Raw genomic sequence first — 15884 nt, forward strand, 5'->3', positions numbered from 1 at the left:
AGTTGGGGAGAAGCGACGAGGACCCGTGGGAGATCGAGGCGATGAGCGCCTCGTCGTCTCCAGGGAACTCTTTGTGCTTTCGGTAGGACCCGGGCCACCGACAGGTGCGGTGGCTCACAGGAGGACTTGGAAATGGCCCAGTCGGCAGTTGTGGGTGACGGCGGTAAGCTTCCCGCCGGGAACGGCAAGATGACGGCGCGGACGAAGGAAGAAGGAGGGGCCCGTCCGGTGACCGGGGGGGCTGCCAAGGCGCAGACCAACGGCGCGGCCGCGAAGACGGCCGCGAAGAAGGGGGCCTCGCGGCCGCGCGGGCTCGCGTTCGAGCGGCGGTTCACGCAGCGCGGCGCGGACCCGCTCGACGAGGTCACCTGGGAGCGCCGCTCGAGCGTCATCACCAACCCCGACGGCTCGGTCGTCTTCAAGATGGAAGGGGCCGAGATCCCCGCCGGCTGGTCGCAGCTCGCGACCGACATCGTCGTCTCCAAGTACTTCCGCAAGGCAGGGATCCACGGCAAGAAGGAGCTCGGCGAGACGAGCGTCCGCCAGGTCGTGCACCGGCTCGCGCGCACCATCCGCGAGGCGGGCGAGCACTTCGGCGGCTACTTCGCCTCGACCAAGGAGGCCGACACCTTCGAGGCGGAGCTCTCGTACCTGCTCGTCCACCAGTACGGCGCGTTCAACTCGCCCGTCTGGTTCAACTGCGGGCTCTACCACCGCTACGGCATCGAGGGGTCGGGCGGTAACTACGCGTGGAACGAGGCGTCGGCCGACGCGGGGAACGGGAGCGCCGCCGTGAAGGCGGGCGCGGCGGCGCAGCGGGCGGGCGCGGTCGACGAGATCGTCGAGACCCGGAACGCCTACGAGCGGCCGCAGTGCTCCGCGTGCTTCATCCAGGCGGTCCAGGACGACCTGATGAGCATCTACGACCTCGTGAAGAGCGAGGCCCGGCTGTTCAAGTACGGGTCGGGCACGGGGACGAACTTCAGCGCGATCCGCGGGAAGCAGGAGAAGCTCTCGGGCGGCGGGACGAGCTCGGGGCTCATGAGCTTCCTCGAGGTGTTCGACCGCGCGGCCGGCGCGACCAAGAGCGGCGGGACGACGCGGCGCGCCGCCAAGATGGTCTGCCTCGACATGGACCACCCGGAGATCGTCGACTTCATCCAGTGGAAGGTCCGCGAGGAGAAGAAGGCGATGGCGCTCATCGCCTCGGGGTACCCCTCCGACTTCAACGGTGAGGCCTACCACACCGTCAGCGGGCAGAACTCGAACAACTCGGTGCGCGTGAGCGACGAGTTCATGCGCGCGGCGGCGACGGGCGCGTCGTGGGAGACGCGCTCCCGGACGACCGGCGAGGTCGTCGACACGCTGAGCGCGAAGGACCTCTGGCGCCATATCGCCGAGGCGGCGTGGGGCTGCGCCGATCCGGGCGTGCAGTACGACACGACGATCAACCGCTGGCACACCTGCCCGAACACGGCGCGCATCAACGCCTCGAACCCGTGCTCGGAGTACATGTTCCTCGACGACTCGGCCTGCAACCTGTCGAGCCTGAACCTCACCCGGTTCCTCCGCGAGGACGGCTCGTTCGACATCGAGGGCTACCGCCACGCCGTCCGGGTGTTCTTCGTCGCGCAGGAGATCCTCGTCGATTTCTCGGCCTACCCGACCCGGAACATCGCGAAGAACTCGCACGACTACCGGCCGCTCGGGCTCGGCTACGCCAACCTGGGCACCCTGCTCATGCTGCAGGGCATCCCGTACGACTCCGACCAGGGGCGCTCGGTCGCCGGCGCGCTCACCGCGATCCTCTGCGGCCACGCCTACCGGGTCTCGGCCGAGATGGCCGCCGCGAAGGGGCCGTTCGCCGGCTTCCCGCGGAACCGCGAGCCGATGCTCCGGGTGATGGGCATGCACCGCGACGCCGCGTACGCGATCGACCGCGACCGCTGCCCGGAGTCGCTCTGGCGGGCGGCGTGCGCCGACTGGGACGAGGCGGTGCGGCTCGGGCAGGAGCACGGCTACCGCAACGCCCAGGCGACGGTGCTCGCGCCCACCGGCACCATCGGCCTGCTGATGGACTGCGACACGACGGGCATCGAGCCCGACTTCTCGCTCGTGAAGTTCAAGAAGCTCGCGGGCGGCGGCTACTTCAAGATCGTGAACCAGTCGGTGCCCGAGGCGCTCCGGCGGCTCGGCTACCCCGAGGCCGAGGTGCAGGAGATCGTCGCCTACGTCTCCGGCACGAACACCCTCCTCGCGGCGCCGCACGTGAACCGGGCGTCGCTCAAGGCCAAGGGGCTCACGAACGACGACCTCGCGAAGGTCGAGGCCGCCATCCCGGGCGTGTTCGATCTGGATCTCGCCTTCGGCCCCTGGATCCTCGGCGAGGAGGCGTACGACCGGCTCGGCGTCTCCAAGGAGTCGCGGGCGCGCTTCGGGTTCTCGCTGCTCCAGCACCTCGGCTTCTCGCCCGCGGAGATCGAGGAGGCGAACGAGACGATCGTCGGCCGCATGACGGTGGAGGGCGCGCCGCACCTGCGCGAGGAGCACTACGCGGTGTTCGACTGCGCCAACCGCTGCGGCAAGAAGGGCCGGCGGTACCTCGCGCCGATGTCGCACGTCCGGATGATGGCCGCGGCGCAGCCGTTCCTGTCCGGCGCCATCTCGAAGACCGTGAACCTGCCGAACGACGCGACGGTCGAGGAGGTGCAGCGGATCTACGAGGAGGGGTGGCGGCTCGGGCTCAAGGCGGTCGCGCTCTACCGCGACGGCTGCAAGGCGTCACAGCCGCTCTCGTCGACCTCGAGCACGAGCGAGAGCAAGGACGCGAAGAGCAAGGCCGACAAGGCGGACAAGGCCGAGATCGCCGGGCCCGTGCTCCAGGCGGCGGCCGCGCTCCAGCCGCGCCCGCGCTCGCCCTCGGCGGCGGCGCCGGAGCGGTTCCGCCTGCCCAGGAAGCGCAAGGGCTTCACGCAGGAGGCGCGCGTCGGCGGGCACAAGATCTACCTCCGCACCGGCGAGTACGACGACGGGACGCTCGGCGAGATCTTCATCGACCTCCACAAGGAGGGGGCCGCGTTCCGGTCGATGATGAACTGCTTCGCGATGGCGGTGTCGATCGGGCTCCAGTACGGCGTGCCGCTCGAGACGTTCGTCGAGCAGTACACCTTCACCCGGTTCGAGCCGCAGGGCGTCGTCGAGGGTCACGACTACGTGAAGTTCTCGACGTCGATCGTGGACTACCTCTTCCGCGTGCTCGGGGTCGAGTACCTGAACCGCTACGACCTCGCCCACGTGCAGCCGGTCACCTCGGCCATGGAGGACCCGGTCGAGTCGCGGGCCCAGGAGAGCGGCGTGGCGTCGTTCTCGCAGGCCTCGCCGGCAGCCGTGCTGCTCGAGGGCGGGGGGCGGGCGGCGAGCGCGCTCGACGCGCAGCTCGAGGACATGATGGGCGACGCGCCGGTCTGCGACGGGTGCGGGCACATCACCGTGCGCAACGGGGCCTGCTACAAGTGCCTCAACTGCGGCAACAGCATGGGATGCAGCTAGGCGACGGGCGGGGGTGGGGGTGATGCGGGAGGGGCGGGCGGGGGGCCCCTCCCACGAACTCGCGCCTCTTGGCGGCTAGTGCCTCGTGAACGGGGGTGCCGGGACTGAAGCGCGTCGCTGCGCTGCGGGCCGGCGCTCGGATTCGTGGGGCCCTACCCCCGCCCGCCCCTCCCGCATCACCGCCACCCCCGCCAGCCCGGGGGGAAAAGGGGGGCGGGGGGCGATCGCCTGGGAGATCGCGGACGGCGGAACGGGGAGCGGTGACCGCAGGCGGTGATGCGGATCGCGGGCGGCAGGGCGGGGAGCGGTGAGCGCGGGCGGTGGGAGAGGGGACCTCGTGCTGCGCGGGAGTGCTGCGGGGACGTCCGGACGTGCTTGTACCGGGCCAGCCGGATGGCTGTGCTTCGCGGAGCTCTGTAAAAGACGACGCATGATCCGGTCGCGTTCGTCCATTGCCTTCATCGTTCTCTCCTGCGGCATCCTGTCCGGCGCCTGTCAGAAAGAAGAAGCAGAGCCGGAGACGATCGCCGCGCCCACGCCATCCGTCGCGCCGGTGGCCGCCGATCCCGTGCCCACCGCGACCCCGACGCCCGTTGCGACCCAGGAGCCCGCGGCGGCGCAGGAGCCCGCGGCGGCGCAGGAGCCCGCCGCTGCGGGGTCTGCTGAACCAGCAGCGGCAGATGCAAATGTGGGGGCGGGGGCGACGGGGACGACGGCGGGCCGCGGGGGAGGTGCCTCCATCCAGGCGTGCTGCACGGCGCTCCACGCGGTCGCCACCAAGTCGGGGAAGTCGGAGGAGGCCAAGTCGAAGGCGGCGACGGCATCCCACCTCTGCGCCGGGATCGAGAAGCTCGTGAAGAGCGGGAAGACCCCGCGCGCCAAGGCGCTCACCCAGATCCGAGCGAGCCTCACCGGGACCACGCCGCCCGCCGAGTGCAACTGAGCCGCGACGCCAAACGGCGCCGGGAGGCCGCGCCCAGGAGCCTGCCATGCCCTCCAAGCGGGTTACCGATCGTCAGAAGAGCGCCAGCTCGGTCATCGCAGCGGGGGAGACCCACGCGGACCGGGTCGCCACGGAGATCGAGGCGCTGCTCTCTCCCTACCTCCACAAGGGAGAGAAGATGCCGAACATTGCTCTCCTCGCGCACCTCGTCACCCGCGCCCTCGCCGATGCGCGCGAGCGGATGGTGACGGCCGATGAGGCCCTCGCGGACGAGCTCGCCGACGATGGACCGCCGCGGGAGGGCCGCGACGAGGTCGCCCACGAGCTCCACGACGAGCTCACGGACCTCCGCGACTGGCTCACCAGCCTGTACGGCGCTGCAGCGCCCGAGCAGCTCGGCTTCGCCGGGGCCACGCCGCACGATCCGGTGCAGCTCGAGCGCTTCGCCGGCGAGGTGACGCGCGCGCTCAGCAGCAAGGAGCTGCCGAAGCCGCGCCGGGACGGGGTTCGCTGGGACGTCGACGACGCGGTGCTCCGGATCGAGCGCCGGCGAGACGCGCTCCTCAGCCACTTGAAGGACGTGGCGCGCGAGGCGCGCGAGGCCGAGGCGACGCGGATGGCCAAGAGCACGGCCATCGCGCTGTTCGACGAGCGGTTCGGCCGCATCGCGACGTTCCTGGGAGGGCTCTTCCGGCTGGCAGGCCACGCAGACCTGGCGAACCAGGTGCGCCCGTCGTCGCGCCGGTCCGGGCTGACCGAGGCCGACGCGCCGTCGGCGGCTCCCACCAGCGTCGCGCCGGGGAGGCGCAGGGGCCCCGCGCCCGAGGACGGGTGAGCGCCGCGGCGGGCCGCGAGGTCGTGCTTGCGCGACCGCGAGGCCAGGGCGCCGGGCGCGGTCGCCCGGGTCCGTAGGCGATGACCGAGGCGCGAGGCGCGGTCGCACGAGGCCCTCCCCGCGCCTTCAGGCGAAGTGGTCGTACCCCCGCGCCGCGACGCTCGTCACCTGCCCCTCCGGCCCGAGCAGCGCCACGTCGCTCGCGCCCTCCTCGAGCGGCGCGCAGCGGCCGATCGCCACGAAGCCCGGGAGCGATCCGACGTCGGGGCCCGCGACCGCGACCGCGTAGTCCTCACCGCCGTGCAGCGCGAGCTCCAGCGCATCCGCGCCGAGCCATGCGGCGGCGTCGCGCAGGTCGGCGCTCACGAGCGCCGCAGGATCGAGCAGCACGCGCACGCCGCTCGCGCGCGCGAGGTGCGCCAGGTCGGCGGCGAGGCCGTCGGAGATGTCGATCGCCGCACGGGCGACCGCGGAAGCGCGGAGGCCCGCGTCGATGCGCGCAGCCGGTCGGCGAAACGCCCGGATCGCCCGCTCGGCCGCCGCGCCGGGCGGCGACATGCCGCGGTCGAGCAGCGCGAAGCCCGCCGCGGCGAGGCCGACCGGGCCCGCCAGCGCGAGCGCGTCCCCGGGCCGCGCGCCGTCGCGCCGGAGCGGCGTGGCCGCGACGCCGAGCGCGGTCGTCGTGATCGAGATCTCGCCGCCCCGGGAGAGGTTCCCCCCGATGATCGCCGTGCCGATCTCGTCGCACGCGGCGCGCTGGCCGCGGGCGAGGGCGCCGAGCTCGTCGTCGCTCACGTCGAGGGGCAGCACCAGCGCGGCGAGCAGGCCGACGGGGCGCGCCCCCATCGCCGCGAGATCGCTCGCCGCGGCCATCGTCGCCCGGTAGCCGAGATCCTCGAAGCTCATCAGATCGCGCCGGAAATGAACGCCCTCGACCGCGCTGTCCACCGTCCAGACGAGCGGCTCCGCGGCCCCGGCCAGCGCCCCGCCCGGCGGCGCCGCGGGCGCGAGGATCGCTGCGTCGTCGCCGATGCCGCAGAGCACGTGCTCGCCGGCCGCGGCCCCGAGCACGGCGCGCAGCATCTCGATGCGCTTCCACTCGGAGCGCGCGGTCATTGGAAGATGGGCGGCACGACGCTGTTCGCCGGCGAGCCCGCGACCGTGGGCAGCTTGACCACGAACACGGTGCCGCGCGGCTCGTTCGGCTCGATGCGCACGGTGCCGCTGTGCGCCTCGACCAGGCGCTTGACGATCGAGAGACCGAGGCCCGTGCCGCCGTGCTCCCGCGTCGAGCTCTGATCGATCTGGTAGAACGGGTCGAACACCTTCAAGCGCTCGCCTGGAGGGATGCCGACGCCCGTGTCCACGACGCGGATCTCGACCGCCTGCTGGAGCGGCGCGACGAGCACCAGCCCGGGCAGGTCGTCCATGTCGTCGCTCACGGCGCGCGCGACGAGCATCACCTCGCCGCCCGGCTCGGTGAACTTCACCGCGTTCTCGACGAGGTTGATGAACACCTGCCGCAGCCTGTCGCCGTCCCCGAGCACCGGCGGGAGATCGGTCTCGGCCTGGATCCGGAGCTCGACCCCCTTCTTCGCGGCCGCCGGCGCGATGGTCGACGCCGCCTCGAAGAGCACCGGGCCGACGGCCACCTCGCTGCGGTGCACGATGAGCGTGCCGCTCTCGAGCTTCGAGAGATCCAGGAGGCTCATGATGAGCCCGAGGAGCTGCTCGCTCTTCGACCGGATCGTCTCGATGAACTCGCGCTGCTCACCGGTCAGCGGCCCGCCGATGCCCTCGGCGAGCATCTCGCTGTAGCCCATGATCGACGTGAGCGGCGTCCGGAGCTCGTGCGACACCGTGGCCAGGAAGTTCGACTTGAGCCGGTCGAGCTCCTTCAGCCGCTCGTACGCCTGCTGCAGCTCGGCGTTCTTCTGCGAGAGCTCGCGGAAGCTCTCGCGGATCGACGCGACGTGCATCGTCGACGTGAGCAGCGACTTGTGCCCGCTGAACAGGATCAGGTCGAGGACGGAGCGGAGGTGGTCCGCGATCTCGCCGAGCCGCTCTGGCCGGAGCCGCGCCACGCGCGGGAGCCCCTCCGCCGCGCGGGGAGCTTCGGCCTGCGCCGCCGCCCCGGTCTGCGCCGCGGCATCGGCGTCCTCCGGCAGGTACGGCCCGAGGACCGAGCGGCCGATCGTGCGGCCGTCGTACTCGATCGGGAACACCTGGTGGAGCGCGCCGGCGAAGGGCGCGTCCGCGAGCTCACCGCCGGACTCCGCGAGCGTCGCGCCGCCCGTCGACTGGATCCGGATCGGCAGCCCGAACAGCTTGTGGAACGACGCCGTCATCTCGCCGAGGGCCTGGCGATCCACGAGATCCTCGAGCGAGAGCGGGCCGATGCCGACCAGATCGACCACCGGCGCGGCCGCAGGGGGCGGCAGCGTCGAGGGCTCCGGCTCGCTCGGCGCCCCGTCGCGCTTCGAGGAGCTGGGCGCGTCCGCGACGCGGGCCGACGGGACCGGCGCGGAGCTCGGCATGTTGAGGAGATCCTCGTCGTCGAGGCCGAAGTCCGCCGGCGTCCCCTTGTGGGCGTCGGGCTTCATGGGCTGCCGCCCATTCGCCTCGCCAGGAGGTCGTTCACCGAGCCCGTCACCCCGAGCTGGCGCGCCGCGCTGTTCAGGAGCTCCTCGCCGCTGATCGACAGGCGCTTCGAGAGCTGGTGCGTCTGATCCAGCGTCTCCCACGTGAGGTGGAGGAGCCCCATGAACGTCTCCACCGTGCCCACGCCGCGGGTCGCGATCGCCCGGTACACCGGCTCCTTGCCGCGCGTGGCGAGCCGCGCGAGCTCCTCGTCGCTCCGGATGTCGGGGAGGTCGCGCTTGTTGAACTGGATGACGAGCGGCATCCGCGCGAGATCGAGGCCGTTCTCGCGCAGGTTCTGGCGGAGATCGAAGAACGCCTCGGCGTTGCGCTGCGTCTCGGAGGTCTGCGAGTCCGCGATCAGCGCGACCCCGTCAGCGCCCTGGAGCACGAGCCGCCGCGTGGCGGCGTGCATCGGCTGCCCCGGCACGGTGAACAGCTTGATGCGGAGCGAGACGTCGCCGTCCTTCGCGCGGAAGGTGAGCGGCAGGAGATCGAAGAACAGCGTGCGATCGTCCTGCGTCTCGAGCGTCATCAGCCGTCCGCGAGCGTCCGACCCGGCGAGGCCGTGCAGCGAGACGAGGTTCGTCGTCTTGCCGCTGAGCGCGGGGCCGTAATAGACGAGCTTGATCGTCACTTCACGGGCTGCGAAATCGAGCTGCACGGCCGCATTCTCGCATGAGCGCCGGACGATTGGATACGGCCACGGCGGCGCGGACGAGGAGCCCGGCTCGGGCGCCGTCTCCTCCCCTGTGTCAGGAGGCGTGCGCGGCGCTCAGGCCGAGCCGCCGGGCGCGTTGGGGACGCTGGAGACGGGCGGGGGGATCGGCTTGCTCTCGCCGTTCTCGACAGTCCAGAGCGCGCTCCGGAGCCCCTCCAGGCGCGCCGTCAGCCCCTGGAGCGTCTCGGCCTGCGCGTCGCACGCCTTGAGCTGGGTCTCGCTGCTCGGCTCGACCCGCGCCCGCTCCTCGCGGGCCGCCTTGAGCACCTCGATGACCTCCCGGTGCAGCTCCTGGCCGGCCGTGACCACCCACGCGTCGAGCCGGCTCGCGAACTCCTGGATCATCTCGTCGAGCTTCGGCCCGATCCGGACGGCCGCCTCGCGCAGCGCGACGGGCGCCATCTCCTTCGCCTTCTTGCGCGTCTCGGCCTCGACCTTCTCCTTCACGTAGACGGCCAGGACCGGGGCGGCGAGCGCCAGGATCCCGCCGAGCAGGGCGTTCGTGAACATCACGCCGAGCCCGATCGTGAAGAGCGCGAAGACACCGACATCGTAGCCGAAGGTGTCGACCTCGACGTTCGGCGGCTTCACGTCGCCCCCGAGCGCCTCGCTGACCCGCTTGGCCACGTCGTGCGCGTCCTCCCGGACGAGCGCGATCGTCTTCTCGGCGAGCGTCTCGAGCGCCGTGGCGATCTCCTTCGTCTCGGCCTGCGCCCACTCGGCGAAGGTGCGCTCCAGGAAGGCGCCGAGGTAGACCTTGATCTCGTCGGTGTTGGCCTCGTCGATGATCGCCGGCAGCTGCCGGAGCACGTCGTCGACGAAGCGATCGAGGTCGCGGCGCACCCACGCCCGGATGGCGCTCACCTCCTCGCGGATGCCCGCGCGCCGCTCCTCGATCGTGCGCGACTGGCCGGCGAGATCCTTCTCGATCATCTCGATGCGGCGGCTGAGCTCGTCGCGCGACATCGCGGTCGCCCGCCGCCGCGCGTCGACGCCCTTGACGAGCAGGCGCGCGGCCTCGAGGCCCTCGCCGAGCGCGTTGTCGAGGAGGATGCGCCCGCGCTCCTCGGCGAGGAACCGGGTCAGGTGATCGAGCAGCTCCGGCATCCCGCTGCCGGGCCGATCGCCCTCCAGCGCCCGCTCGCTCGAGACCGGGAAGACCACCGGGCCCTTCACGAGCTTGCCGAGCTCGCTCCGGATGTAGGCGAGCGCCTCGACCTCCTCGTCCTGGCTCCAGATGTCGCGCTTCGTGACGACGAAGAGGATCTTGTCGCGCGACTGCCCGAGCAGCTTGTCCTGGAGGAAGACCCGCTCGCTCTCCTTGAGCGGCTGGCCGGCGTCGATGAGGAACAGCACGGCGTCCGACCGCGGGATGTAGCTGTAGGTGATGTCGGCGCGCTGGAGCGAGAGGTCGTTCACCCCGGGGGTGTCGACGAGGACCACGCGCTCGCGCAGGAGCTCGGCCGGGTAGCCGACCTCGAGGAACTGCACCTCGCCGGCGCTCGACGAGCGCTCGCCCCCGACGGTGAACGCCCGCACGTCCTCGAAGGGCAGGGACGTGCGCTCGCCCGACGCGTAGACCACCTCGGCGCGCGGGTCGGCCGCGTACTCGAGGTGGTGGATGACCGCCGTGGTGGGCGTCACGCCGACGGGGAGGATCGAGGCGCCGAGCAGGGCGTTCACGAAGGTCGTCTTGCCGTGGTTGAACTCGCCGACCACGACGAGGTGGAACCGGTCGGCGTCGAGCTTCTTCACGAGATCGTTCGTGATGCGCGTGGCGACGCTCCTGGCGCCGAGGGACTCGGCGAACACCACGAGATCCCGGAGCGCCCCGGTCACGTCGTCTTTGCGGCTGTGGAAGGATTCGAGCATGTGCGTTGGACCTCGGCCTTGGTCGGGGAGCTGGTGAGAAGGGTGCCCCTCAGCCCCAGATCTTGATGACTTCGTGCACCTTCTCGTCGACCTCCTCCATGGAGAGGCCGCCCGAGCCGAGCCCGGCGTGGCGCTTGTAGAGATCGCTCTCGGCGAAGGCCCGGAGCGCCAGGACGCGCTTCGGCAGCCACGGGTGGCTCGCCGTGAACTCGGCGAACCTGCCGATCCCGCCCTTGCCCTCGTCGTGCTGGGCGATGAACGCCTCGAGGTTCAGCTCCTCGTAGAGCTTGGTCGATCCGAGCGCGAGCTTGGTGAGCGCGCGCGTCGAGACGTCGAGGCTCTTCGCGCAGAGGAGCCCGGCGCGGTCGCAGGTGACCTCGGCGCGGCGCGACCAGCCGGAGAGCGCGAGCATCGCCGGGCCGACGATCCACTTCACGAACACCGACGCCATCCGCGTCAGGTAGTGCATCGCGGTCAGGTAGACGACGTGGCTGTTGTGGATGTGGCCGCACTCGTGGCCGATGACGCTGAGCAGCTCGTCGTCGGTGAAATGGTCCACGAGCGCCGAGTGCACCATGATGAACGAGTCGTCGTTCGTGCCGTAGGTCGCGGCGTTGAGGGTGGGGCTGTTGACGATGTAGATCGTCGGGGTCGCGATCCCGAGCGTCTCGGCGCAGTGGACCGCGAGGTTGTGGACGCGGGGGAACTGCGCGGGCCCGACCTTGACGGCGTGGCCGAGGAGCTCGTTCTTGCCGACCGTCTTGAACAGCCTGACCGCGGCGGTCACGGCGAGCTCGACCGGACGCATCTTCTCGAACGCGAGCCGCGTGTTCTTATCGGACACGTAGGCATACGCGTTGCCAGCGCCATCGCCGCCGCCCGCGCGCTGGCCTTTCCGTCTCTCGATGAAGCCCTTGAAATCGAGCGATCCGACCTGTGCCATCCGGCGAAGGTAACGGTCGGGCAGCGGCCGCGCAACGCCACCCTCGACCGGCGCCGCGAACTTAACGCAAAATCACGGGCCGACGTTCGCTCCCACCCGAACTCGAGTCGAGGCGGAGCGGACGCGCATCAGGCGCGGCGCATCAGGCGCGCCTCAGAGGCCGAGGAGCGCGAGCAACCCCTCCGGGCCGAGGCGCTCGAGCGTCCGCTGCCGCGCGAGGAAGCGCCGGAAGTCCTTGTAGACGCCGCTGCCCTTGGGGCGGAGCTCGAAGTCGGTGATCCGCGTGATCGAGAAGCGCAGCGCGGCCACCAGGCTCTCGTGGAAGAGCCGGCCGCGCTCCTCGGCGGAGAGCGGCCGCACCGACGTGTAGCCGGCGGCGAGCGCGGCCGCGAGCGCGGGGTCGAGGTCGTCGCCGAAGCACCACGCGAGCATCGTGACGGCGAGGTCGAACGCGGCGCTCCCGCGCGAGGCGCTCTCGAAGTCGAGCAGGGCGGAGATCTCGCCGCCGTGCCAGAGCACGTTGTCGCGGAAGAGATCGCCGTGGATCAGCGTCTCGGGCCCGGGCGTCCGCGGCGTGGCGGCGCGGATCCGTTCGAGCCGGCCGGTGAGCTCTTCCACGGCTGCAGCGACCTCGGGCGGGAGGGCAGGCGCGCCGCCCGCGTGCGCGCGCAGACCTCGGAGCCGCTGGTCGAGGCCGTCGAGGTCGAACCGGCTCGCGCTCGCTCCCTCGAACGAGGCGCCGACGAGGTGCACCCGCGCCAGCGCCGAGCCGACGCGACGGGTCGCGTCCGGCGTGACGCGCGCCTGGCACAGCGAATCGCCGGCGACCCACGGGAACAGCGCGACGGGCTTCCCAGCGTGCTCTGCGATGAACGCGGCGCCCTCCGACCCGGGCGCCGTGTCCCGGCGCCGGAGCGGCTGCGGCGTGGCGACGCCTCCGGCCGCGAGGTGCTCCAGCATGCGCGCTTCGCGGGAGGCCGCGGCGAGCTGCTGCTCCTCGTACACGCGCAGGAACACCTGACCGCGGCCGTCGGCGAGCGTCAGCGCGAAGTTGGAGTTCACGCTCCCGGCGAGGAGGCCGCGCACGTCGGCGATCTCCAGGCCGTAGAGCGCGCCGATGCGGCGGGCATCCGCGAGCGAGAGCGGGGTCAGGATAGCCATCGCGCGCAGGGTAGCCTCGACGCGCGCGGAGCCTCCACAGGAAGTTGGTGGCTACCAGGGAACACGGGCGACCGCCGGCAATCTGGGGCGCGCCGAGCAGGTGAGGAGGGTTGGGGGAAACGGCGGCAAACGGATGCGAGACGGATGGGAGACGGCGACGCGCAGCGAGAAAATGGAGGCTCCGCGCCACGATCTGCAGGGGCCCTGCTCGCGGACCGGACCCGGGTGCATTATGAATGAGTGGGAGCAACATACCCTTCCGCTATCGAATGCCCACACTCTACGGAAACACCACCGGACTCAGCCCCCTAGCCACCAAGACCCTCGAGCGCATCTACCGCCGCAAGGTCCCGCTCGCCACCATCGCCACGCCCGAGCTCATCAAGGCGCTCGCCGAGGCGTCGCATGAGACAGGGCGCCAGGTCGGCGCGCTCGTCCACCGCTCAGGCGAGATCGACTACGTCGTCGTCGGCGACGCGACCCGGCTGATGCTGCCGGACATCGGGCGCCTCCGCGCCGCGCAGGGGCGCTTCAGGGCGCTCCGGCTCGTCCACACGCACCTCTTCAACGAGCCGCTCACGCGAGACGACCTCGTCGACCTCGTCCGCCTCCGGCTCGACCTGGTCGCGGCCGTGCAGCTCACCCCGCAGGGCGAGCCGCGTACGATCCAGTACGCGTACAACGTGCCGGTCCACGGGAAGGACGAGGTCACGGTCACCGTGGAGGGCGCCGCGGGCGACGGCGACGGCGACGGCCGCCGGCAGGCGGAGCTGCCGTACCGGACCGTGGGCCCCGTCGCGATCGGCCGCGTCGACGTCGATTTCGGCGCGCTCATCCAGGCGCTCGAGGACGAGTTCACGAAGCGCTCGCGCACCCGGTCGGTCGCGGCCAAGGACGGCCGGGCGATCCTCGTCCACGTCGCCGAGAAATCCAAGGTGGGCGCGCTCGCGCGGGCCGAGGAGAGCCTGCGCGAGCTGACCGAGCTCGCCGGGACCGCGGGCGTCGACGTCGCGGACACGGTCCTCCAGCTCCGCGACCGCATCGACCCGCGGCTCGTGCTCGGCAGGGGCAAGCTGGATGAGGTCGTGCTGCGGGCCTCGGAGCTCGACGCGGAGACGCTCGTCTTCGACCGGGATCTCACCCCGTCGCAGGCGTCGGCGATCGCGAAGCACACCGACCTCAAGGTGCTCGACCGGACGCAGCTCATCCTCGACATCTTCGCCCAGCGGGCCGAGTCGTCGGACGGCAAGCTCCAGGTCGAGCTGGCCCAGCTCAAGTACACGCTCCCTCGGCTCGGGCAGAAGGACGACTCGCTGTCACGCCTGACCGGCGGCATCGGCGGGCGCGGTCCTGGCGAGACGAAGCTCGAGATCGGGCGACGCCGCGCGAAGGAGCGCGTCTCCTTCCTGGAGGGGCAGCTCAAGCGGCTCTCCAGGCAGCGCGAGCAGCGCCGCCGCCGCCGCGCCCGGCTCGGCGTGCCGGTCGTCTCGATCGTGGGCTACACGAACGCCGGCAAGAGCACGCTGCTGAACACGCTGACCGGCGCCGACGTGCTCGCGGAGAACAAGCTGTTCGCGACGCTCGACACGCGCTCGCGTCGGCTGCGCTTCCCCGAGGAGCGCGAGGTGGTCATCACCGACACCGTCGGCTTCATCCGCGAGCTCCCGAAGGACCTGTTCGCCGCCTTCCGGGCGACGTTCGAGGAGGCCGCCGACGCCGACCTCCTGCTCCACGTCGTGGACGCGAGCGATCCCGCGCGCGACCAGCACATCGAGACGACCGAGGCGCTGCTGACCGAGCTCGACCTCATCGGCATCCCCCGCATCCTCGTGTTCAACAAGGCGGACCTCATCGCGCCGGAGGAGGGGCGGCGGCTGCTCCTCGGGCACCCCGACGCGGTGCTCCTGTCCGCGACCGACAGGGAGACGACGCGGGAGCTGCTCGCGAAGCTGGCGGATCGGCTGAAGAGCCGCTGGGAAGAGGCCGCGACGGTGCCCGCCTACGAGGTGGAGGTTGCGGACGGCGAGCTGGATGACGGCGGATTGTTCGACGGCGAGGCCGAGTCGATGACGGTGCTCGGTCCGCCTTCGGGTTCCAGCGCCGAAGGTGTCGGCTCGCGGGTGAGGGGGACGTTCGGGGCGTGAGCGTCGGCCGGGCTCGGTGCCGAGCCCGGTTTGCCCGGTTCAGCTCACATGATGGACAGCGCTCCGCCGGGCTCCCTGCGGAGCCCGGCGGGCGCTCAGGGGGAGCTCAGGGCTCCTCCTCCGCCGGGAAGTCGGCGCAGACGAACGTGCCGCCGGGAGAGTTGAGGCAGTTCCCGCTCGCGCACTGCTCGTCCGTGGTGCAGTCCTCGGTAGGCGCCAGCCCGCAGGCGCCCTCGCCGTTGCAGACGTTGGCGCCGCTGCAGTCCGTCCCGTCCTCGCCGCCGGCCGCGACGTTCGAGCACGTGCCCTCCGAGCCCTCGATGTTGCAGGCCTGGCACGCCGAGTCGCACCCGGTGTCGCAGCAGACGCCGTCGACGCAGCTACCGCTTCCGCACGTCTCCGCTTCCGTGCACTCCTGACCGTTCGCGGCCTTGCACGCGCCCGCGGCGTCGCACGCCTGGTCCGCCTCGCAGCCCCGGCCCGTCGTGCCCGCCTCGGCCAGCACGCACTCGCCCTCCTCACCGCAGACATGACAGAGCGTGCAGTGCGCGTCCTCCGTGCACTTGGTGAAGCACGCGTTCTCCTCCGGATCGCAGGCGAACGTCTCGCAGTCCTTCTCCTCGCCGGGCTCGCACTCCACGCTCGTCCCGTCGCAGGTGCCGCGGCCCGTCTCGACGCCGTCGGAGCACGTCGCCTCGCCGCACGCCGCCTCGGCCTTGGTGGGGCCGCACGTGCCGCTCTCGTCGCCCGACTCCTTGAGCTCCGCGGCACAGGAGTCGCAGTCCTCGTCGCAGGCGGTGTCGCAGCAGACGCTGTCCGCGCAGAAGCCGCTCGTACAGTCGTCCGCCTCCGCGCACGCCTTGGCCGCCGCGCACTGCGGGCAGGTGGGGCCGCCGCAGTCGACGTCGGTCTCCTCGCCGTTCTTCGTGCCGTCAGCACAGGGATCGGTGACGCCTTCGTCCCCCGGGATGCGCGAACGATCGACCGTGGCGATGAGCTCGCAGCCCATCCCGAGAATCGAGATCGTGCCGGCGCAGAGCGCTATCGCGAGAAGGTGCTGGTTCTTCCACATAGTA

General features: G+C 71.6%; 11 protein-coding genes. 4 read left to right on the forward strand and 7 right to left on the reverse strand.

Going from position 1 to position 15884, the window contains the following annotated elements; genetic code table 11:
* Positions 1–132: 132 nt before the first annotated feature.
* The 3 genes from WME76_RS02595 (at position 133) to WME76_RS02605 (ending at position 5327) form a co-directional block, all read left to right on the forward strand.
* Positions 133–3549: a vitamin B12-dependent ribonucleotide reductase gene (locus WME76_RS02595; RefSeq protein WP_437958645.1), complete on the forward strand. Its 3417-nt coding sequence runs from the start codon at positions 133–135 to the stop codon at positions 3547–3549.
* A 430-nt stretch (positions 3550–3979) separates the two neighbouring features.
* Entirely contained in the window at positions 3980–4492 is a 513-nt protein-coding gene (locus WME76_RS02600; RefSeq protein ID WP_437958646.1) for a hypothetical protein, read from the forward strand.
* Positions 4493–4538: 46 nt separating this feature from the next.
* Complete coding sequence (locus WME76_RS02605; RefSeq protein WP_437958647.1) at positions 4539–5327, forward strand: hypothetical protein; 789 nt, start codon at positions 4539–4541, stop codon at positions 5325–5327.
* Between the two features lie 126 nt (positions 5328–5453).
* Here the strand turns inward: WME76_RS02605 and thiL are convergent, their stop codons facing one another.
* The 6 genes from thiL to WME76_RS02635 form a co-directional block, all read right to left on the reverse strand.
* Positions 5454–6443: a thiamine-phosphate kinase gene (thiL, locus tag WME76_RS02610; protein ID WP_437958648.1), complete on the reverse strand. Its 990-nt coding sequence runs from the start codon at positions 6441–6443 to the stop codon at positions 5454–5456.
* Entirely contained in the window at positions 6440–7930 is a 1491-nt protein-coding gene (locus WME76_RS02615) for a sensor histidine kinase (RefSeq protein ID WP_437958649.1), read from the reverse strand. Before WME76_RS02615 ends, thiL begins: the two co-directional genes overlap by 4 nt.
* Positions 7927–8631: a GTP-binding protein gene (locus tag WME76_RS02620; RefSeq protein ID WP_433933012.1), complete on the reverse strand. Its 705-nt coding sequence runs from the start codon at positions 8629–8631 to the stop codon at positions 7927–7929. The genes WME76_RS02615 and WME76_RS02620 overlap by 4 nt, the downstream gene beginning before the upstream one ends.
* Positions 8632–8742: 111 nt before the next feature.
* Positions 8743–10560, reverse strand: a complete 1818-nt coding sequence (locus WME76_RS02625) for a dynamin family protein (protein WP_437958650.1) — start codon at positions 10558–10560, stop codon at positions 8743–8745.
* A gap of 49 nt (positions 10561–10609) precedes the next feature.
* Positions 10610–11503, reverse strand: coding sequence for a M48 family metallopeptidase (locus WME76_RS02630; RefSeq protein WP_061619741.1), 894 nt, complete (start codon positions 11501–11503; stop codon positions 10610–10612).
* Positions 11504–11656: 153 nt separating this feature from the next.
* The gene (locus WME76_RS02635) at positions 11657–12664 is read right to left on the reverse strand and encodes a homoserine kinase (protein ID WP_437958651.1); all 1008 of its coding nucleotides are present in this window, start codon (positions 12662–12664) and stop codon (positions 11657–11659) included.
* 269 nt (positions 12665–12933) lie between these two features.
* Here WME76_RS02635 and hflX point away from each other — a divergent pair, with 269 nt between their 5' ends.
* Positions 12934–14808: a GTPase HflX gene (gene hflX / locus WME76_RS02640; RefSeq protein ID WP_437958652.1), complete on the forward strand. Its 1875-nt coding sequence runs from the start codon at positions 12934–12936 to the stop codon at positions 14806–14808.
* A 106-nt stretch (positions 14809–14914) separates the two neighbouring features.
* Here the strand turns inward: hflX and WME76_RS02645 are convergent, their stop codons facing one another.
* On the reverse strand, positions 14915–15880 hold the full coding sequence (locus tag WME76_RS02645) for a hypothetical protein (protein WP_437958653.1): 966 nt from the start codon (positions 15878–15880) through the stop codon (positions 14915–14917).
* Positions 15881–15884: the final 4 nt, after the last annotated feature.

Origin of the sequence: Sorangium sp. So ce119 (genome assembly GCF_051524405.1) — a bacterium.
In the GTDB taxonomy this organism is placed as follows: Bacteria; Myxococcota_A; Polyangia; order Polyangiales; family Polyangiaceae; genus Sorangium; species Sorangium cellulosum_G.